Annotated in this window: 18 protein-coding genes; 11 read left to right on the top strand and 7 right to left on the bottom strand. The window is 51.5% G+C overall.

All coding sequences use genetic code 11. The annotated features are described in order from the left end of the window. Nucleotides 1-29: 29 nt before the first annotated feature. Nucleotides 30-440, bottom strand: a complete 411-nt coding sequence (gene hns / locus ACLW56_RS04935) for a histone-like nucleoid-structuring protein H-NS (protein WP_330982695.1) — start codon at nucleotides 438-440, stop codon at nucleotides 30-32. A gap of 561 nt (nucleotides 441-1,001) precedes the next feature. Between hns and tdk the strand changes: the two genes are divergently transcribed. Together tdk and ACLW56_RS04925 are read left to right on the top strand one after the other, a co-directional pair. Next, entirely contained in the window at nucleotides 1,002-1,628 is a 627-nt protein-coding gene (gene tdk / locus ACLW56_RS04930) for a thymidine kinase (protein WP_330982738.1), read from the top strand. 91 nt (nucleotides 1,629-1,719) lie between these two features. Next, nucleotides 1,720-1,848 carry a hypothetical protein gene (locus ACLW56_RS04925; protein WP_330982743.1) on the top strand — a complete coding sequence of 43 codons (129 nt, stop codon included), beginning with the start codon at nucleotides 1,720-1,722 and terminating at the stop codon, nucleotides 1,846-1,848. Nucleotides 1,849-1,860: 12 nt separating this feature from the next. On the opposite strand, the gene adhE is transcribed toward ACLW56_RS04925, so the two are convergent. Further along, on the bottom strand, nucleotides 1,861-4,536 hold the full coding sequence (adhE, locus tag ACLW56_RS04920) for a bifunctional acetaldehyde-CoA/alcohol dehydrogenase (RefSeq protein ID WP_330982694.1): 2,676 nt from the start codon (nucleotides 4,534-4,536) through the stop codon (nucleotides 1,861-1,863). 477 nt (nucleotides 4,537-5,013) lie between these two features. Here adhE and ACLW56_RS04915 point away from each other — a divergent pair, with 477 nt between their 5' ends. The 7 genes from ACLW56_RS04915 (at nucleotide 5,014) to ACLW56_RS04885 (ending at nucleotide 13,078) form a co-directional block, all read left to right on the top strand. Further along, a complete protein-coding gene (locus ACLW56_RS04915) occupies nucleotides 5,014-5,661 on the top strand; it encodes a YchE family NAAT transporter (RefSeq protein ID WP_330982693.1) in 648 nt (215 codons plus the stop codon). 758 nt (nucleotides 5,662-6,419) lie between these two features. Next, a complete protein-coding gene (oppA, locus tag ACLW56_RS04910; RefSeq protein ID WP_330982692.1) occupies nucleotides 6,420-8,051 on the top strand; it encodes an oligopeptide ABC transporter substrate-binding protein OppA in 1,632 nt (543 codons plus the stop codon). A gap of 120 nt (nucleotides 8,052-8,171) precedes the next feature. After that, nucleotides 8,172-9,092: an oligopeptide ABC transporter permease OppB gene (gene oppB / locus ACLW56_RS04905; protein WP_330982691.1), complete on the top strand. Its 921-nt coding sequence runs from the start codon at nucleotides 8,172-8,174 to the stop codon at nucleotides 9,090-9,092. Between the two features lie 14 nt (nucleotides 9,093-9,106). Further along, nucleotides 9,107-10,015, top strand: a complete 909-nt coding sequence (gene oppC / locus ACLW56_RS04900; RefSeq protein ID WP_330982690.1) for an oligopeptide ABC transporter permease OppC — start codon at nucleotides 9,107-9,109, stop codon at nucleotides 10,013-10,015. Between the two features lie 11 nt (nucleotides 10,016-10,026). Next, complete coding sequence (locus tag ACLW56_RS04895) at nucleotides 10,027-11,037, top strand: ABC transporter ATP-binding protein (RefSeq protein WP_330982689.1); 1,011 nt, start codon at nucleotides 10,027-10,029, stop codon at nucleotides 11,035-11,037. After that, nucleotides 11,034-12,038: a murein tripeptide/oligopeptide ABC transporter ATP-binding protein OppF gene (oppF, locus tag ACLW56_RS04890; protein WP_330982688.1), complete on the top strand. Its 1,005-nt coding sequence runs from the start codon at nucleotides 11,034-11,036 to the stop codon at nucleotides 12,036-12,038. The genes ACLW56_RS04895 and oppF overlap by 4 nt, the downstream gene beginning before the upstream one ends. Nucleotides 12,039-12,247: 209 nt before the next feature. Next, nucleotides 12,248-13,078 carry an ion transporter gene (locus ACLW56_RS04885; protein ID WP_330982687.1) on the top strand — a complete coding sequence of 277 codons (831 nt, stop codon included), beginning with the start codon at nucleotides 12,248-12,250 and terminating at the stop codon, nucleotides 13,076-13,078. A 203-nt stretch (nucleotides 13,079-13,281) separates the two neighbouring features. Here ACLW56_RS04885 and ACLW56_RS04880 read toward each other — a convergent pair whose 3' ends face one another. Next, the gene (locus tag ACLW56_RS04880; RefSeq protein WP_330982686.1) at nucleotides 13,282-13,611 is read right to left on the bottom strand and encodes an HI1450 family dsDNA-mimic protein; all 330 of its coding nucleotides are present in this window, start codon (nucleotides 13,609-13,611) and stop codon (nucleotides 13,282-13,284) included. A gap of 34 nt (nucleotides 13,612-13,645) precedes the next feature. Continuing rightward, the gene (gene cls / locus ACLW56_RS04875; protein WP_330982685.1) at nucleotides 13,646-15,106 is read right to left on the bottom strand and encodes a cardiolipin synthase; all 1,461 of its coding nucleotides are present in this window, start codon (nucleotides 15,104-15,106) and stop codon (nucleotides 13,646-13,648) included. A gap of 136 nt (nucleotides 15,107-15,242) precedes the next feature. Here cls and ACLW56_RS04870 point away from each other — a divergent pair, with 136 nt between their 5' ends. Beyond that, nucleotides 15,243-15,416 carry a YciY family protein gene (locus tag ACLW56_RS04870; RefSeq protein WP_330982684.1) on the top strand — a complete coding sequence of 58 codons (174 nt, stop codon included), beginning with the start codon at nucleotides 15,243-15,245 and terminating at the stop codon, nucleotides 15,414-15,416. A gap of 45 nt (nucleotides 15,417-15,461) precedes the next feature. Here the strand turns inward: ACLW56_RS04870 and ACLW56_RS04865 are convergent, their stop codons facing one another. Then, nucleotides 15,462-15,758, bottom strand: a complete 297-nt coding sequence (locus ACLW56_RS04865; protein ID WP_330982683.1) for a YciI family protein — start codon at nucleotides 15,756-15,758, stop codon at nucleotides 15,462-15,464. Between the two features lie 212 nt (nucleotides 15,759-15,970). On the opposite strand from ACLW56_RS04865, the gene tonB reads away from it, so the two are divergent. Then, the gene (gene tonB, locus ACLW56_RS04860; RefSeq protein WP_330982682.1) at nucleotides 15,971-16,693 is read left to right on the top strand and encodes a TonB system transport protein TonB; all 723 of its coding nucleotides are present in this window, start codon (nucleotides 15,971-15,973) and stop codon (nucleotides 16,691-16,693) included. A gap of 161 nt (nucleotides 16,694-16,854) precedes the next feature. Here tonB and ACLW56_RS04855 read toward each other — a convergent pair whose 3' ends face one another. Together ACLW56_RS04855 and ghoS are read right to left on the bottom strand one after the other, a co-directional pair. Beyond that, complete coding sequence (locus tag ACLW56_RS04855; RefSeq protein WP_330982681.1) at nucleotides 16,855-17,712, bottom strand: fructosamine kinase family protein; 858 nt, start codon at nucleotides 17,710-17,712, stop codon at nucleotides 16,855-16,857. Nucleotides 17,713-17,809: 97 nt separating this feature from the next. Next, nucleotides 17,810-18,103: a type V toxin-antitoxin system endoribonuclease antitoxin GhoS gene (gene ghoS / locus ACLW56_RS04850; protein ID WP_330982680.1), complete on the bottom strand. Its 294-nt coding sequence runs from the start codon at nucleotides 18,101-18,103 to the stop codon at nucleotides 17,810-17,812. Nucleotides 18,104-18,267 lie beyond the last annotated feature (164 nt).

Raw genomic sequence — 18,267 nt, 5'->3', positions numbered from 1 at the left:
GGAGCGGGATTTCTCAACAAACGAGAAGATTAAATCAGGAAATCATCCAGAGATTTACCTTGCTCATCCATTGCTTTTTTGATGATTGCCGGGGTACGACCCTGGCCGGTCCAGGTTTTGGTTTCGCCGTTTTCATCAACATAGCTATATTTAGCCGGGCGAGCTGCACGTTTAGCTTTAGCACCGGATTTATTTGCAGCAGCCATGCTGTTCAGCAGTTCATTCGGGTCAATGCCATCTGCAATCAGCATTTCACGATACTGCTGCAGTTTACGAGTGCGCTCTTCAACTTCAGCAGCAGCAGCGCTTTCTTCTTCGCGGCGCTCGTTAACAACAACTTCTAATTTTTCCAGCATTTCTTCGAGCGTTTCCAGAGAGCATTCTCTTGCCTGCGCACGAAGAGTACGGATGTTGTTCAAAATTTTAAGTGCTTCGCTCATTGTAGTAATCTCAAACTTATATTGTGGGGGTGGTTTGTTGAGGTAATAATAGAGCGATAATTTCAGATGTGCAATAGGGGGGATTGTAAGGAATTCAAAATAACCTGTTATTTTTCACTCTTCTTAATTAGATAAAGTTAAATTTTACGCGTTAGTTCACATACTGTGTGCTTATTGCCCGATGGCAAACATAAGAACACCCTTACAAAGTAAGCCCTTTTTGTTTGTTTCCGAACAGGTATATATCTGAGAATCACAAATATCAGCCTTTCGTATTAGCGATGGACCAGGGCGAGAAATGACGGCTATTGAATAGAATCTGAATCATAACATCACTAAACACTTTCTTATGGAACCGGGTTTAATGACGTGATAGCGCTCCCTGGCATTGAAGGAAGAGCGCCATCATAAGATTACGTATCTAATTGTTATTATAGATAAGTAGAACTTAATATTTTCAACTGACGGGAAAATGTTACTGCAAGCGTGAACACGGAAATCGACCGGGAATATGGTACACTTCGTGCCGTTAAAATCTCGATGATTGGAGTGATGCTGCGAATGGCACAACTTTATTTTTACTACTCCGCGATGAATGCGGGGAAGTCCACGGCACTGTTACAGTCCTCTTACAATTACCAGGAACGCGGGATGCGGACGCTGGTTTATACCGCGGAAATCGATGACCGTTTCGGTGCAGGAAAAGTCAGCTCACGCATCGGTCTCTCTTCACCCGCCAAACTTTATAACCCACAGACCTCGTTGTTCAGCGATATTGCGTCTGAGCACGCGCAGGAGCCGATTCACTGCGTGTTGGTGGATGAAAGCCAGTTTCTGACACGTGAGCAGGTTTATGCGCTGTCTGAGGTGGTTGATGAGCTCGACATTCCTGTGCTTTGTTACGGCCTGCGTACCGACTTCCGCGGTGAACTGTTTACCGGTAGCCAATATCTGTTGGCCTGGTCGGACAAACTGGTGGAGTTAAAAACCATCTGTTTCTGCGGGCGAAAAGCCAGTATGGTGCTTCGCCTGGATCAGGAAGGGCGGCCGTACAATGAGGGCGAGCAGGTGGTGATTGGCGGCAATGAGCGTTATGTCTCGGTGTGCCGCAAGCACTATAAAGAAGCGCTTCAGGAAGGCTCTCTGGCGCTTATTCAGCAGCGTATTCGCGGAAGTATCGAAGAGTAACTATTAAACGTTTCTTATCGCAGACATAAAAAAACCCGCCAATCGGCGGGTTTGAGACTGATGACAAACCTCTAACGAATACCGTTTTGTCATGGGTGGCAGAACAAAAAATAAGGAAAATCAATTCATTGATTTTCGGCAGCTCACCACAAAGAAGGAAAAACCACGCTTTTTCCTTCTTTGTCAGCAATCTGAAACCCGCCAATCGGCGGGTTTTTAATTCAGCTAACGATTAAGCGGTTTTCTTCGCTTTTTTGTCAGCTTTAGCGGGAGCAGCAGCTTTCTTCTCTACCACTTCACCTTCACTGAACTCGCGACCGTAGTAAGTATCCAGCAGGATCTGTTTCAGTTCGGAAATCAGCGGGTAACGTGGGTTAGCACCGGTACACTGGTCGTCAAACGCGTCTTCAGACAGTTTGTCAACGTGTGCCAGGAAGTCAGCTTCCTGCACGCCAGCTTCACGGATGGACTTAGGAATACCCAGTTCAGCCTTGATGCTGTCCAGCCATGCCAGCAGCTTCTCGATTTTCGCTGCAGTGCGGTCGCTGGAAGAGGTCAGACCCAGATGGTCAGCGATCTCTGCGTAACGACGACGCGCTTGTGGACGATCGTACTGGCTGAAGGCAGTCTGCTTAGTTGGGTTATCGTTCGCGTTGTAACGGATAACGTTGCTGATCAGCAGGGCGTTCGCCAGACCGTGTGGAATGTGGAACTGAGAACCCAGTTTATGCGCCATGGAGTGACACACACCGAGGAAGGCGTTAGCAAACGCGATACCGGCGATGGTCGCTGCACTGTGAACACGTTCACGGGCAACAGGGTTTTTCGAACCTTCGTTGTAAGACGCTGGCAGGTTTTCTTTCAGCAGTTTCAGAGCCTGCAGAGCCTGACCGTCAGAGAACTCAGAGGCCAGTACAGAAACATAAGCTTCCAGAGCGTGAGTCACGGCATCCAGACCACCGAACGCACACAGGGACTTAGGCATTTCCATGACGAGGTTTGCGTCAACGATAGCCATGTCTGGGGTCAGTGCGTAATCAGCCAGTGGGTATTTCTGACCTGTTGCATCGTCAGTTACAACCGCAAACGGCGTGACTTCAGAACCGGTACCGGAAGTGGTGGTGACAGCAATCATTTTCGCTTTCACGCCCATTTTCGGGAACTTGTAGATACGTTTACGGATATCCATAAAGCGCAGCGCCAGTTCTTCGAAGTGAGTTTCCGGATGCTCGTACATCACCCACATGATTTTCGCGGCGTCCATTGGAGAACCACCGCCCAGCGCGATGATCACGTCTGGTTTGAAGGAGTTCGCCAGCTCTGCACCTTTACGAACAACGCTCAGAGTCGGGTCAGCTTCAACTTCGAAGAACACTTCAGTTTCAACACCAGCCGCTTTAAGAACAGAGGTGATCTGGTCAGCGTAGCCATTGTTGAACAGGAAGCGGTCAGTCACGATCAGCGCACGTTTGTGGCCATCGGTAATCACTTCGTCCAGCGCGATTGGCAGTGAGCCACGGCGGAAGTAGATAGATTTCGGAAGTTTATGCCACAACATGTTTTCAGCTCGCTTAGCAACGGTTTTCTTGTTGATCAGGTGTTTTGGACCAACGTTTTCAGAGATGGAGTTACCACCCCATGAACCACAACCCAGAGTCAGGGAAGGTGCGAGTTTAAAGTTGTAAAGGTCACCGATACCACCCTGAGAAGCAGGGGTGTTGATCAGGATACGCGCGGTCTTCATTTTGTCGCCGAAGAATTTAACGCGCTCTGGTTGGTTGTCCTGGTCGGTGTACAGGCAAGAGGTGTGACCGATACCACCCATCTCAACCAGTTTTTCCGCTTTAACAACCGCGTCTTCGAAGTTCTTGGCACGGTACATGGCCAGAGTCGGAGACAGTTTTTCGTGAGCGAACGGCTCGGATTCGTCAACCACGCTGACTTCGCCGATCAGGATTTTGGTGTCTGCTGGTACGGTGAAGCCGGCCAGTTCTGCAATTTTGGTTGCTGGCTGGCCAACGATAGCCGCGTTCAGCGCACCATTTTTCAGGATGATGTCCTGAACCGCTTTCAGCTCTTTACCCTGCAGCATGTAGCCACCGTGGGAAGCAAAACGCTCGCGTACTGCAGCATAAGCGGAGTCAACCACGATAACAGACTGTTCAGAAGCACAGATAACGCCGTTGTCGAAGGTTTTGGACATCAGGATAGACGCAACAACACGTTTAACGTCAGCGGTTTCGTCAACCACAACTGGGGTGTTACCAGCACCTACGCCAATTGCTGGTTTACCGGAACTGTATGCTGCTTTAACCATGCCTGGACCACCGGTCGCCAGAATCATGTTGATGTCTGGGTGGTGCATCAGGGCATTAGAAAGCTCAACAGAAGGCTGGTCAATCCAACCGATCAGATCTTTCGGTGCACCTGCAGCGATGGCAGCTTGCAGCACAATATCTGCCGCTTTGTTGGTGGCGTCTTTCGCACGTGGATGCGGAGAGAAGATGATTGCGTTGCGAGTCTTCAGGCTGATCAGCGATTTGAAGATAGCGGTAGACGTTGGGTTGGTGGTAGGAACGATACCGCAAATAATCCCGATAGGCTCAGCGATAGTGATGGTACCGAAGGTCTCATCAGTGTCGAGGATCCCACAGGTTTTTTCATCTTTATAGGCGTTGTAGATATACTCAGAAGCGAAGTGGTTTTTAATCACTTTGTCTTCAACGATACCCATACCGGATTCGGCAACAGCCAGTTTCGCGAGAGGGATTCGAGCATCTGCAGCAGCCAGAGCGGCCGCGCGGAAGATTTTATCAACCTGTTCTTGGGTGAAGTTGGCATATTCACGCTGGGCTTTTTTCACTCGTTCAACGAGTGCGTTCAGTTCAGCGACATTAGTAACAGCCATAATGCTCTCCTGGATAATGTTAAACTTTTTTAGTAAATCAGCTGTACGATATGTCAGTATAGACAGACCGCTAACAGCTTGCGTAAGAGCCATAAAACCAACAGGTTACGTTCGACCTTCATTCCACTGATTTACTAAAAGAGCCTTCCATTATACCCGGTTGAGGACCCGGGCTACTCCCTGGTGCGACATCAAGATTACCCACTTCTGAGTACAAATTACGTGATCTAAATCAAGATTACACCAAGCTGACTCCTTTCAGCAGGCCGTTTTTAGCGGTTTGTATCAAGTGTTAAGAGATCGACCTTTCGAACCGATTTTACATTAGCATAATTTATACATTTGTATAACAACGTGTATTGGTAGCGTTTTCTGACAGATTTGTGGTGAAGAATACTGCCAAAAAGCGTATCTTCAGCGCGGTTTTTAGAAGTATTGAACGTCAACTACCACAATTGATGAGGGCGCGGGGTTACCGTGATTCAATCGCTGTTCGATTTTCCAACGTATATTAAATTTTTCATTGGCTTATTTGCGCTGGTCAACCCGGTAGGCATCATTCCGGTTTTTATCAGCATGACCAGCTACCAGTCAGCGCCTGCGCGAAATAAAACCAACCTGACGGCAAACCTGTCAGTGGCCATCATTTTGTGGACCTCACTGTTTCTGGGTGACGGCATCCTGCAGCTTTTCGGCATCTCAATTGACTCGTTCCGCATTGCGGGGGGCATTCTGGTGGTGACCATCGCGATGTCGATGATCAGCGGGAAGCTCGGCGAGGACAAACAGAACAAGCAAGAGAAATCAGAAACCGCGATCCGTGAAAGCGTTGGGGTCGTGCCGCTGGCGTTACCGCTGATGGCAGGGCCGGGGGCAATCAGTTCGACTATTGTCTGGGGAACTCGCTATCACAACTGGGCGCATCTGATTGGTTTTTCCGTGGCGATTGCACTCTTTGCGGCCTGCTGTTGGGGCTTGTTCCGTATTGCTCCGTGGCTGGTGCGTCTGTTAGGGCAAACGGGCATCAACGTCATCACCCGTATTATGGGCTTATTACTGATGGCGCTTGGCATTGAATTTATCGTGGCCGGCATTAAATCCATCTTCCCAGGCCTTCTTGCCTGAGTCCTTTCCAAAACGAGGTCGACATCGGCCTCGTCCTTCTTTCCTTATATTAGCAAAACATATCAATAAAATTGAAATACCCTCCGCTAATAACCTCTCGTTATGGCCTGTTAATCTTTTATCTATCAATGCATTAACACACCGACTGCCGGACAGTTCCCGCGGCGATAATGTTATTTCATTCACATGATACTCTTACGCTTGCCGTGGGATCATTGAAATGATATTAGTAATTTCAGTGTGCAGGCAGAGTAATGTGCTAAATAACAATCAAATGTTAAATTTTTGTGCAAAAAACGATCGCAAAATCGAAAAAGGCAACGACACGCAAGCTGTTAGCTGCAATGCACTGAAATTTAAGTAGTCATTACTGGATATTGCACTCGATAACGTCACATTTCATTTGAAGTCATCGTCACAAAAGAGAATTGGTTAACAAATTTGCAAATTGTATTGGCGGGCAGTAAATGCATTTGATACTTTCCGCCGAGGCATTTCGCCACATAAAACACGGAGATGAGAATAATTTTCAAATAAATCTCCGGGCGAAAAAAGAACAGAGGTCATCCCGACAGGGGGGATGGCTTAAAGAATCGACGTAAGGTTGCCGAAAGAGAGTAACCGTAATAAAAAAGTCGGTGATAGCACGCAGTAACCACCCGACAAGCGCTTTCACTCCTGCGCTAATCGGGAACCCCTTAGGGGATTAAACAGGCTGACGAAAAGTCGGTAATTATAATGAGCGGAGTATCAACACAATGACCATCATCACAAAAAAAAGCCTTATCGCAGCAGGCGTATTCGCTGCACTTATCGCAGGAAGTGCAATGGCTGCAGACGTTCCTGCGGGCGTTAAGCTGGCAGATAAACAGACCATGATCCGTAACAACGGCGCGGAACCTCAGTCGTTAGACCCGAACAAAATTGAAGGTGTGCCGGAAGCTAACGTCAGCCGTGACCTGTTTGAAGGCCTGCTGATTACGTCCACCAAAGACGGTCACCCTATCCCGGGCGTAGCAGAAAGCTGGGATAACAAAGATTTTAAAGTCTGGACCTTCCACCTGCGCAAAGACGCTAAATGGTCCAACGGCGAGCCGGTAACGGCACAAGATTTCGTTTATAGCTGGCAGCGTCTGGTTGACCCGAAAACCGCGTCCCCGTATGCGAGCTATCCGCAGTATGGTCACATCCTCAATGTTGATGAGATCATTGAAGGCAAAAAACCGACCTCCGATCTCGGCGTGAAAGCCATCGACGACCACACTCTGGAAGTCACCCTGAGCGAGCCGGTGCCTTATTTCTACAAACTGCTGGTGAACCCGGCGATGTCTCCGGTCAACAAAGCCGCCATCGAGAAATTCGGTGAGAAGTGGACTCAGCCTGCCAATATCGTTACCAACGGCGCGTATAAGCTGAAAGACTGGGTGGTTAATGAGCGCATCGTGATGGAACGCAACCCGAATTATTGGGATAACAAGAAAACCGTTATCGACCAGATTACCTATCTGCCAATCTCTTCTGAAGTGACTGACGTTAACCGCTACCGCAGCGGTGAAATCGACATGACCTATAACAACCTGCCGATTGAGCTGTTCCAGAAGCTGAAAAAAGAGATCCCAACCGAAGTTCACGTTGACCCGTATCTGTGCACCTACTACTACGAAATCAACAACCAGAAAGCACCGTTCACCGATGCTCGCGTACGTACCGCGCTGAAACTGGGCCTGGACCGCGACATCATCACCAATAAAGTGAAAGCACAGGGCGACCTGCCAGCCTTCGGTTACACCCCGCCATACACTGACGGCGCGAAACTGACGAAACCAGAGTGGTTCACCTGGACTCAGGAACAGCGTAACGCTGAAGCGAAAAAACTGCTGGCTGAAGCCGGTTATACCGCTGACAAGCCGCTGACTTTCAACCTGCTGTACAACACTTCTGATCTGCATAAGAAACTGGCTATCGCCGCGGCGTCCATCTGGAAGAAAAACCTGGGCGTTGACGTGAAACTGGTGAACCAGGAATGGAAAACCTTCCTCGACACCCGTCACCAGGGAACTTATGACGTTGCGCGTGCTGGCTGGTGTGCGGACTACAACGAACCGACTTCCTTCCTGAATACCATGCTGTCCGACAGCTCCATGAACACCGCGCACTATAAGAGCCCGGCGTTTGATGCCATCATGAAGCAGACGCTGCAGGTGACTGACGAAGCACAACGTGTTGCGCTGTACGACAAAGCTGAACAGCAACTGGGCAAAGACTCAGCCATCGTTCCGGTTTATTACTATGTGAACGCACGCCTGGTGAAACCATGGGTGGGCGGTTATACCGGTAAAGACCCGATGGACAACATCTACACCAAAGATCTGTACATCATTAAGCATTAATGGCAATCCGTGGGGCGGCGTGATGCCGCCTCACTGTGTCTTATTTCACGCACTATCACATGCCCCTCAGCCACACGCTGATTCGGGATATGTAAAGGCACACGCCAGAAGGTACGGGCAATGTTGAAATTTATTTTACGTCGCTGTCTGGAAGCCATTCCGACACTCTTTATTCTCATCACGATTTCCTTCTTTATGATGCGTCTTGCGCCGGGCAGCCCCTTTACCGGTGAACGCACGCTGCCGCCAGAAGTCATGGCGAACATTGAAGCCAAATATCATCTCAACGATCCGATGAGCGTCCAGTACTTCAACTATTTGAAGCAGCTGGCTCATGGCGATTTCGGGCCGTCGTTCAAATACAAAGATTACTCGGTGAATGACCTGGTGGCGGCAAGCTTCCCGGTCTCAGCAAAATTAGGCTTTGCGGCCTTCTTCCTGGCGGTCATTCTGGGGGTCAGCGCGGGCGTTATTGCTGCGTTGAATCAAAATACCAAATGGGATTACGCGGTCATGGGGGTGGCAATGACCGGTGTCGTCATACCCAGCTTCGTTGTCGCCCCCTTGTTGGTGATGATCTTCGCCATCACGCTGCACTGGCTGCCGGGCGGTGGCTGGAACGGCGGGGCGCTGAAATTTATGATCCTGCCGATGGTTGCGCTCTCTCTGGCCTATATCGCCAGCATCGCGCGTATTACCCGCGGCTCGATGATTGAGGTGCTGCACTCTAACTTCATCCGCACCGCGCGGGCGAAAGGGCTGCCTATGCGCCGTATTATTTTCCGCCATGCGTTGAAGCCTGCGCTGCTGCCAGTGCTCTCTTATATGGGGCCTGCGTTTGTCGGCATCATCACCGGTTCGATGGTTATCGAAACCATCTATGGTCTGCCAGGTATCGGCCAGCTGTTCGTGAACGGGGCACTGAACCGTGACTACTCGCTGGTGTTGAGCCTGACCATTCTGGTGGGGGCACTGACCATTCTGTTTAACGCGATTGTTGACGTGCTGTATGCCGTTATCGATCCGAAAATCCGTTACTGACACTGGAGTTCGCCATGATGTTGAGTAAGAAAAACAGCGAGGCGCTGGAAAACTTCAGTGAAAAACTGGACGTCGAAGGCCGTAGCCTTTGGCAGGATGCCCGCCGTCGCTTTATGCATAACCGCGCCGCCGTTGCCAGCCTCTGTGTGCTGGTGGTGATTGCGCTGTTCGTCACCCTGGCCCCGATGTTGTCGCAGTTCAGCTACTTCGACACCGACTGGGGCATGATGTCCAGTGCGCCGGACATGACCTCCGGGCACTATTTCGGTACTGACTCCTCCGGGCGTGACCTGCTGGTCCGTGTGGCGATTGGTGGTCGTATCTCTCTGATGGTGGGGATCGCCGCCGCGCTGGTCGCGGTGGTATTGGGCACGTTGTACGGTTCACTTTCTGGCTATCTTGGCGGTAAAACTGACTCCGTCATGATGCGCCTGCTGGAGATCCTCAACTCCTTCCCGTTCATGTTCTTCGTTATCCTGCTGGTGACCTTCTTTGGGCAAAATATTCTGCTCATCTTTGTCGCGATTGGCATGGTGTCCTGGCTTGATATGGCGCGTATCGTGCGCGGCCAGACGCTGAGCCTCAAGCGTAAAGAGTTCATTGAAGCGGCACATGTCGGTGGCGTATCAACGGCAAGCATCGTTGTTCGCCATATCGTGCCAAACGTGCTGGGCGTGGTGGTGGTGTATGCCTCGCTGCTGGTACCAAGCATGATCCTGTTTGAATCATTCCTGAGCTTCCTCGGTCTGGGTACCCAGGAGCCACTCAGCAGTTGGGGCGCATTGTTAAGCGATGGTGCCAACTCCATGGAAGTGTCTCCGTGGTTGCTGATGTTCCCGGCTGGTTTCCTGGTGGTGACCTTGTTCTGTTTCAACTTTATCGGCGATGGCCTGCGTGATGCCCTCGACCCGAAAGACCGCTAAGGAGTGATGCCATGAGCACGATTGAAATGGTTAACGCCCAGCAGCAGAACAAAGCTGGTCTGCTGCTGGATGTGAAAGATTTACGCGTTACCTTTGGCACGCCTGATGGCGATGTTACGGCGGTGAACGATCTGAATTTCAGCCTGAAAGCAGGTGAAACACTGGGGATTGTAGGCGAGTCTGGTTCCGGCAAATCCCAGACAGCGTTTGCATTGATGGGCTTGCTGGCTTCAAACGGACGTATTGGTGGTGTCGCTAATTTCAACGGTCGTCAGATCCTGAATCTGCCTGAGAACGAGCTGAATAAGCTGCGTGCGGAACAGATTTCGATGATCTTCCAGGACCCGATGACGTCGCTGAACCCGTACATGCGTGTCGGTGAACAACTGATGGAAGTGCTGATGCTGCATAAAGGCATGGGCAAAGCCGAAGCGTTTGAGGAGTCGGTCAAAATGCTTGATGCGGTCAAAATGCCAGAAGCGCGTAAGCGCATGCGTATGTATCCGCACGAGTTTTCTGGCGGCATGCGTCAGCGCGTGATGATCGCGATGGCGCTGCTGTGCAGGCCGAAATTGCTGATTGCCGATGAGCCAACCACCGCGCTGGACGTGACCGTTCAGGCGCAGATTATGACGCTGCTCAACGAGCTCAAGCGTGAATTCAATACGGCCATTATCATGATCACCCACGACCTCGGCGTTGTGGCAGGTATCTGCGATAAGGTGCTGGTGATGTACGCCGGGCGTACCATGGAATATGGCAACGCGCGCGATGTTTTCTATCATCCGGCGCACCCGTACTCAATGGGTCTGCTCAATGCCGTGCCGCGCCTTGACGCGGAAGGCGAATCACTGCTGACCATTCCTGGCAATCCGCCAAACCTGATGCGTCTGCCGAAAGGCTGCCCATTCCAGCCGCGTTGTCCGCACGCGATGGAGATTTGCAACAGCGCACCCCCTCTGGATGCCTTTGCGCCTGGCCGCTTACGTGCCTGCTTTAAACCGGTGGGAGATTTGGTATGAACGCCGTGACCGAAGAAAAAAAAGTGCTGCTCGAAATCGCTGACCTCAAAGTGCATTTCGATATCAAAGATGGCAAACAGTGGTTCTGGCAGCCGTCGAAAACCCTGAAGGCGGTAGATGGCGTTACGCTGCGTCTGTACGAAGGGGAAACCCTGGGCGTGGTGGGCGAATCCGGCTGCGGTAAATCGACTTTTGCCCGCGCGATTATTGGGCTGGTGAAAGCCACTGACGGCAAAGTGGCCTGGTTGGGCAGAGACCTGCTCGGTATGAAGCCCGATGAATGGCGTGCCGTGCGCAGCGATATCCAGATGATTTTCCAGGACCCGCTGGCTTCCCTGAACCCACGTATGAACATCGGTGACATTATCGCTGAGCCGCTGCGTACCTATCATCCGAACATGCCGCGCCAGGAAGTGCGTGATCGTGTGAAAGCGATGATGATGAAGGTGGGCTTGCTGCCAAACCTGGTCAACCGTTATCCGCATGAGTTTTCAGGCGGCCAGTGTCAGCGTATCGGTATCGCTCGTGCGCTGATCCTTGAGCCGAAACTGATTATCTGTGATGAGCCGGTGTCCGCACTGGATGTGTCAATTCAGGCGCAGGTCGTCAACTTGTTGCAGCAGCTGCAGCGTGAGATGGGCTTGTCGCTTATCTTTATCGCTCACGATCTGGCGGTGGTGAAGCATATCTCCGATCGCGTGCTGGTCATGTACCTGGGTCATGCCGTTGAACTGGGAACTTACGATCAGGTCTATCACAACCCACTGCATCCTTATACCAAAGCGCTGATGTCAGCGGTGCCGATCCCGGACCCGGATCTGGAGAAAAACAAAACCATCCAGTTGCTGGAAGGGGAGTTGCCTTCTCCGATTAACCCGCCATCAGGCTGTGTCTTCCGCACCCGCTGTCCCATCGCCGGGCCAGAATGTGCGAAAACGCGCCCGGTGCTGGAGGGCAGTTTCCGACATGCGGTTTCGTGTCTTAAGGTTGACCCGTTATAATCCGCAGGGCTGACAATGGTCAGCCCTGATATTGATGACAAACCTTCAACGAATTAAGTGTTGTCATAGGTTACTGAACAAAAATTAAGGAAAATCGATTTATTGATTTTCGGCAGCTCACCACAAAGAAGAAAAAACCACGCTTTTTTCTTCTTTGTTAACAACCTGAGGGCTGACAATGGTCAGCCCTTTTTCATTGTGAGGTCACGGTGTCGACACATCCGCATTCACTTCGTCAGCGCCTCTATCATTTTTTGTTCGACCAGCGTACCGTGTCCGGCCGCCGTACAGAGTTGTTCTGCGGGTTATTCGCGCTCTTTAGCGTAGTTATCGTTTTTATTGAATCCGGCTTTGGCACGCAATATCACCTGACCTTCGAGCAGTGGCGTGGTTTCATGCTGCTGGAAGTGGTCATCACCCTGGCGTTTACCTTCGAATATGTCCTGCGCATCCTGTGCTGGCCGCGACCGGAAAAATATGTTTTCAGCTTCTGGGGGCTGCTGGATTTAATCACTATTCTGCCGCTCTATATCCTGTGGCTCTGGCCGGAGATCGGCCTGAATTACCTTTTGGCATTTCGTACCATCAGGGTGTTGAGGATCCTAAAGCTTCTGCGCAACATGCCCTCACTGCGGATTTTCGCGGATGCGATTATCAGTGCGCGTCATCAGCTGATGGTTTTTTATTTTCTGATAGCGATTGTTATGGTGGTGTTTGGCTCGCTGATGTATGGCATAGAAGGGCCGGAGAATGGCTTTACAACGCTTGGAACGTCCGTGTATTGGGCGATTGTGACCGCTACAACGGTGGGGTATGGCGACATTGCGCCGCACACCCCATTGGGACGAACTATCGCTTCGCTGCTGATTTTAATTGGTTATTCGGTGATTGCGATCCCCACCGGGCTGATTACCACGCACATGAGTAACGAATATCAGAACCGCCGAAATGCACGACGTTGCCCGGCTTGTCATCATACGGGTCATGATAAAGACGCGCAGTTTTGCAGCGCTTGCGGAAATGAGCTGCCGAAAGGGTAATAAAAAAGGCCGCGGTAGCGGCCTCAGATTGCTGACAAAGAAGGAAAAAGCGTGGTTTTTCCTTCTTTGTGGTGAGCAGCCGAAAATCAATGAATTGATTTTCCTTATTTTTTGTTCTGCCACCCATGACAAAACTTCATTCGTTAGAGGTTTGTCATCAGTCTCAGGCCGCGGTAGCGGCCTCCTGGCGATCACCTGCAGAATTATTCACGCCACAGGATATGGCAAATTTTGTGGTCTTTTTCGCGGCACAGCAGCACGCGAGCGAAGATATCGTTGATGTCGCCGCCGTCGGTATCCGCCAGGCCAATCACCACTTCGGCAAAGAAATCGGGGTTCAAATCGAAATCCACATGCTCTTGCCAGTCTTCTGCCGGGTCGAACAGCTCGGCACCGCCGCGTTCTTCAAACTGCAGATTGAACAGAATGATATCTGCCGGGTCGAGGTTGTCGCCAGCCAGCTCAAGAAAGATATCGTAGGCCTGCTCAAGCGTTTCGTCTTCGGTCAGACGATTGTTTAAATCCATATCCATGATGACACCCTGGTTCTTAACTGATGGGCACGTTTTACAGCAATGGACTAAAGAAGTAAAACAGTCGCTCGACGATGCGCTGCCACAGCGGACGTTTAGCCCACAATCCCGCATCCAGCAAGCGTGAGCGGGAGATATAATCATCTTGTACTGCCGCCAAATCGCCGCCGAATCCTGCGTCGTCAATGGCCAGCGTAATCTCGAAATTGAGCCACAAACTGCGCATGTCCAGATTCACGGTGCCAACAAGGCTGAGCTCGCCATCAACCAGCACGCTCTTGGTATGCAGTAAGCCGCCTTCGAACTGGTAAATTTTCACCCCAGCGGCCAACAGTTCATTAAAGAAGGCGCGGCTTGCCCAGCCGACCAGCACCGAATCATTCTTCCTCGGCATGATGATGCTGACGTCAACACCACGCTGTGCAGCCGTGCAGATAGCATGCAGCAGATCGTCGCTTGGCACGAAATACGGCGTGGTCATAATCAGGTATTCACGTGCGGAATAGGCGGCGGTCAGTAAGGCCTGATGAATCAAATCTTCGGGAAAACCCGGGCCTGAGGCGATGGTATGAATGGTATGCCCGCTTGCTTCTTCAAACGGCATAATGTTGTTATCCGGCGCGGGCGGAAGAATGCGCTTCCCGGTCTCAATTTCCCAGTCGCAGGAGTAGACAATGCCCATTGAGGTCGCGATAGGGCCTTCCATACGGGCCATCAAATCAACCCATTGACCGACTCCAGCATCCTGCTTGAAGAAGCGCGGATCGACCATGTTCATACTGCCGGTATAGGCAATATAGTTATCGATCATCACCATTTTACGGTGCTGACGTAAATCCATGCGGCGCAGGAACACACGCATCAGGTTAACCTTCAGCGCTTCCACCACTTCGATGCCCGCATTGCGCATCATCGCTGCCCACGGGCTACGGAAGAAAGCGACGCTGCCTGCGGAATCCAGCATCAGACGACAATGTACGCCACGACGTGCTGCGGCCATCAGCGATTCCGCCACCTGATCGGCCATGCCGCCTGGCTGCCAGATGTAGAACACCATCTCGATGTTATGCCGGGAAAGCTGAATATCCCGAATCAACGCCTGCATCACGTCGTCGGATTCAGTCAGCAGTTGCAGCTGATTGCCTTTAACGCCCGCGATTCCCTGACGGCGCTCGCACAGTTTGAACAGCGAACTGGCGACCGGGCTGTTCGTTTCGGCAAAAATGTGATTACAGGCTTTGAGATCGTTAAGCCATTTCGCAGTGGAAGGCCACATGGCGCGGGCACGTTCGGCGCGGCGTTTCCCCAGATGTAACTCTCCCAGCGAAAGATAGGCAATGATACCGACCAGAGGAAGAATGTAGATGATGAGCAGCCATGCCATCGCTGAAGGCACCGCGCGTCGTTTCATCAGGATGCGTAATGTCACACCTGCGATGAGCAACCAGTACCCCAGAATGACCAGCCAACTCACCACGGTGTAGAAGGTTGTCATAAAATTCCTTTTGAAAGCCTGTCGTTATGAGTTTACGCGTACCGATTATTCTCGCAAATAAAAACAGGGGCGAAAGCACTGGTCAGCCGAACGCAAGGGTTTATACTATGCGCTCTTTCATCTCAGAGAGGTTGAAATGAAGCGTAGCAGAAATGAAGTGGGCCGCTGGCGGATGCTGAGACAAGCAAACCGCCGTAAAGCTCGCTGGCTGGAAGCCCAGTCGCGGCGCAATATTCGCATCCACTCAATCAGAAAGTGTCTGGTGAGCCGGCAGCGAAATTCACTGCTGTTTGCCATTTACGAATTCTGAGAACACAGAGGGCATCGCATGCCGGTGCCCCTTGTTTTTTTGGTCTCAGAACACTTTCTTGTAAGGACGGACTTTCACATTACCGTACACGCCAGCGGCGACATACGGGTCGGCTTCCGCCCAGGCCTGCGCCGCTTCGAGCGATGCAAACTCGGCAATGACCGTAGAACCGCTAAAACCCGCTGCGCCCGGGTCGTTGCTGTCTACCGCAGGCATCGGGCCCGCCGTTAAAAGACGGCCTTCATCGTGAAGCAGTTGTAAGCGCGCAAGGTGAGCAGGGCGAACCGACAGGCGTTTTTCCAGAGAGTCGGCGACATCTTCAGCATAAATCACATAAAGCACGGGCACAGCTCCTTATTAATCAATGGTCGAAACACGGTATTTCAAAGTGTCTGCGACTGCAATGCAAAGTTCCTGCGGCTCTTATTTCATGTCAATGAGTGCGCTTTTTTTCGCCAACAGTGGCAGAAAGTTGACCGAAGATAAGATGCGTTATTGAATATGATTGCTATTTGCATTTAAAATCGAGGCATCATTTTTCAACAGCAGCGACTATGACTTCAATGACTATTGATTTACCTCGCCGTTTTCCGTGGCCCACGTTGCTCTCTGTGGCTATCCACGGTGCCGTTGTAGCGGGGCTGCTTTATACATCGGTACATCAGGTTATTGAACTTCCTGCCCCCGCCCAACCGATTACGGTCACGATGGTGGCTCCGGCCGATCTCGAACCGCCAGCCGCACAGCCGCCAGCGCCCGAACCGGTCGTTGAACCCGAGCCAGAGCCTGAAGTGGTGCCTGAGCCGCCAAAAGAAGCACCTGTCGTTATTCACAAACCTGAGCCAAAGCCGAAGCCCAAACCGAAGCCTAAGCCCGAGAAAAAAGTGGAACAGCCAAAGCGTCAGCCAGTAGAGCCACGCCCGGCGTCGCCGTTTGAAAATACGAACACCCAGAGTCGCCCGGTAGCCAACACCGCGCCAGCGACCAGCAAACCGACAGTCACTGCGCCAACGGGGCCGCGAGCTTTGAGCCGTGGTGAGCCTCAGTATCCTGCCCGAGCACTGGCATTACGTATTGAAGGGAAAGTGCGCGTGAAGTTTGACGTGGCAGCAGATGGCAGCGTCACCAACGTGGAAATTCTCGAAGCCAAACCGTCGAATATGTTTGAGCGTGAAGTGAAAACGGCGATGCGGAAATGGCGCTACGAGCAGGGGAAACCCGGTACCGGCATCACGATGAATATCGAGTTCCGCCTCAAAGGCGTACAGATTAACTAAACCTGAAGCCCCGCGATGACGGTAACGCCGTTCACTTAAGCCAATGAATTAGGGGAAACACCGGGATTTGGTTCCCGGAGGGACGCCAAACCCGGTGGTCGCCCCGGATATCTCGGTCTTAAACTAACGGTGTTAGCGATGACGGGGCTTTTTTTAGTCTGCTAAGCAGCAAGTACCCGTTCCAGCGCTTTTTGCGCTGTCACCAGATGTTGCCCGCCAAACAAAATGGCACGGTTGAGAAGCGTATACAGCTGGTAGACCGGCTGACGCTCCAGGAAACCCTGCGGTAATGGACAAACGGACTGATACCCATCATAAATCTGCGGCGGTTGTTCCGGGTGTAACGGCAGCATCGCCAAATCGCATTCGCGATCGCCCCAATAACAGGCCGGATCAAAGATATACGGCCCGTTTGGCCCTAATGCGCAGTTGCCTGACCACAGATCGCCATGCAGCAGGGAAGGCTGTGGCTGATGTGAGCTCAGGCGTTGGTGAATGTGCTCCACAATGGCATCGATATTACCAAACTCAAGCCCTTTCTCGGCCGCCAGTTCAAGCTGCCAACCGATGCGTTGTTCGGCAAAGAAGGTAGACCAGCGACGTTGCCAGGCGTTAGGTTGCGGTGTGGTGGAGAGATCGTTGTCAAAATCGAGGCCAAACTGCGGCTGTTCGCTCCACTGATGAAGATGCGCTAATTGCTGACCCAACAGAAACGCGTTGTGGGCATCGAGAGGGCGTGGTGGAAGATATTCCATCACCACGAAGCTGTAGTCCCGGTCGCTGCCGACGGCAAAGACCTCCGGTACTGTCACTGTGTTGCTGCGTGAAAGCAGCTCAAGCTGGTCAGCTTCGGCGGTGAAGATGGGCAGCATTTCGCGCTCATCGCATTTAACGAAGTAATCCTGGCCGCTGATGCGCAAATGCCATGCGGCGTGGATTTCTCCGCCAGGCAGTTCGTTACGCAGCTCGATTTCGCCGTCTCCGTGCTCTTTTAACAGGCTACAGATAGCTTGCCACATGCTCTCTCTCCCCATGTTTTCTGCCAGATCATAAGGTTAGCGCATAAATGCGGTGGAAAAACTCGAACTGACGCACAACTGTGCGCTTTAAAGCAAATCAGGAGGCTGCATTCTCCTTCAGCCAGTGCTCAAACGTCACAATCTTTATCTCCGGCGTTTGACCAATCGCCGATTCCGCCAGCCCTGATGTCAGGGCTTTCACTTCTTCTTCACTTAGCGGGCTGATCAGGGCAAAAGTATTCGTGCCCAGTTCATGGACCTTGCCTTCATCATCGGTCTGCGTCAGGGTGAAGCCAGCACGAGTCAAATGGTTATTGAGTTCGTTCAGTTCCGTCAGCGTCTCTTCGTGAAAGCTGACGGTGACTACGTAGCGCGTTATTTCGCCGCTCATCGGGAACCTCATTGTTATCCATGGAGTTTTGATAGCATAGTCGAAACCTGCGATTTGGCGACTCCCGCCGCGATAGCAGCGGGCACAGCGATTAATGTCGACACAGATAATCGTAGATATGAGACTGATGATAAACCTCTAACGAATGAAGTTTTGTCATGGGT

The sequence above is a fragment of the Pantoea sp. sgz302252 genome, assembly GCF_047713085.1.
Lineage (GTDB): Bacteria > Pseudomonadota > Gammaproteobacteria > Enterobacterales > Enterobacteriaceae > Scandinavium.
Note: the sequence above shows the minus strand (reverse complement) of the source record. Positions and strands in the feature narration are given on the sequence as shown.

Coding starts and splice junctions, on each gene's coding strand:
- ghoS (WP_330982680.1), bottom strand. CDS start 18,103: ATGAGCGGCGAAATAACGCGCTACGTAGTCACCGTCAGCTTTCACGAA.
- oppC (WP_330982690.1), top strand. CDS start 9,107: ATGATGTTGAGTAAGAAAAACAGCGAGGCGCTGGAAAACTTCAGTGAA.
- cls (WP_330982685.1), bottom strand. CDS start 15,106: ATGACAACCTTCTACACCGTGGTGAGTTGGCTGGTCATTCTGGGGTAC.
- ACLW56_RS04895 (WP_330982689.1), top strand. CDS start 10,027: ATGAGCACGATTGAAATGGTTAACGCCCAGCAGCAGAACAAAGCTGGT.
- adhE (WP_330982694.1), bottom strand. CDS start 4,536: ATGGCTGTTACTAATGTCGCTGAACTGAACGCACTCGTTGAACGAGTG.
- ACLW56_RS04855 (WP_330982681.1), bottom strand. CDS start 17,712: ATGTGGCAAGCTATCTGTAGCCTGTTAAAAGAGCACGGAGACGGCGAA.
- tdk (WP_330982738.1), top strand. CDS start 1,002: ATGGCACAACTTTATTTTTACTACTCCGCGATGAATGCGGGGAAGTCC.
- ACLW56_RS04870 (WP_330982684.1), top strand. CDS start 15,243: ATGAAGCGTAGCAGAAATGAAGTGGGCCGCTGGCGGATGCTGAGACAA.
- ACLW56_RS04880 (WP_330982686.1), bottom strand. CDS start 13,611: ATGGATATGGATTTAAACAATCGTCTGACCGAAGACGAAACGCTTGAG.
- ACLW56_RS04925 (WP_330982743.1), top strand. CDS start 1,720: ATGGGTGGCAGAACAAAAAATAAGGAAAATCAATTCATTGATTTTCGG.
- hns (WP_330982695.1), bottom strand. CDS start 440: ATGAGCGAAGCACTTAAAATTTTGAACAACATCCGTACTCTTCGTGCG.
- oppF (WP_330982688.1), top strand. CDS start 11,034: ATGAACGCCGTGACCGAAGAAAAAAAAGTGCTGCTCGAAATCGCTGAC.
- tonB (WP_330982682.1), top strand. CDS start 15,971: ATGACTTCAATGACTATTGATTTACCTCGCCGTTTTCCGTGGCCCACG.
- oppA (WP_330982692.1), top strand. CDS start 6,420: ATGACCATCATCACAAAAAAAAGCCTTATCGCAGCAGGCGTATTCGCT.
- oppB (WP_330982691.1), top strand. CDS start 8,172: ATGTTGAAATTTATTTTACGTCGCTGTCTGGAAGCCATTCCGACACTC.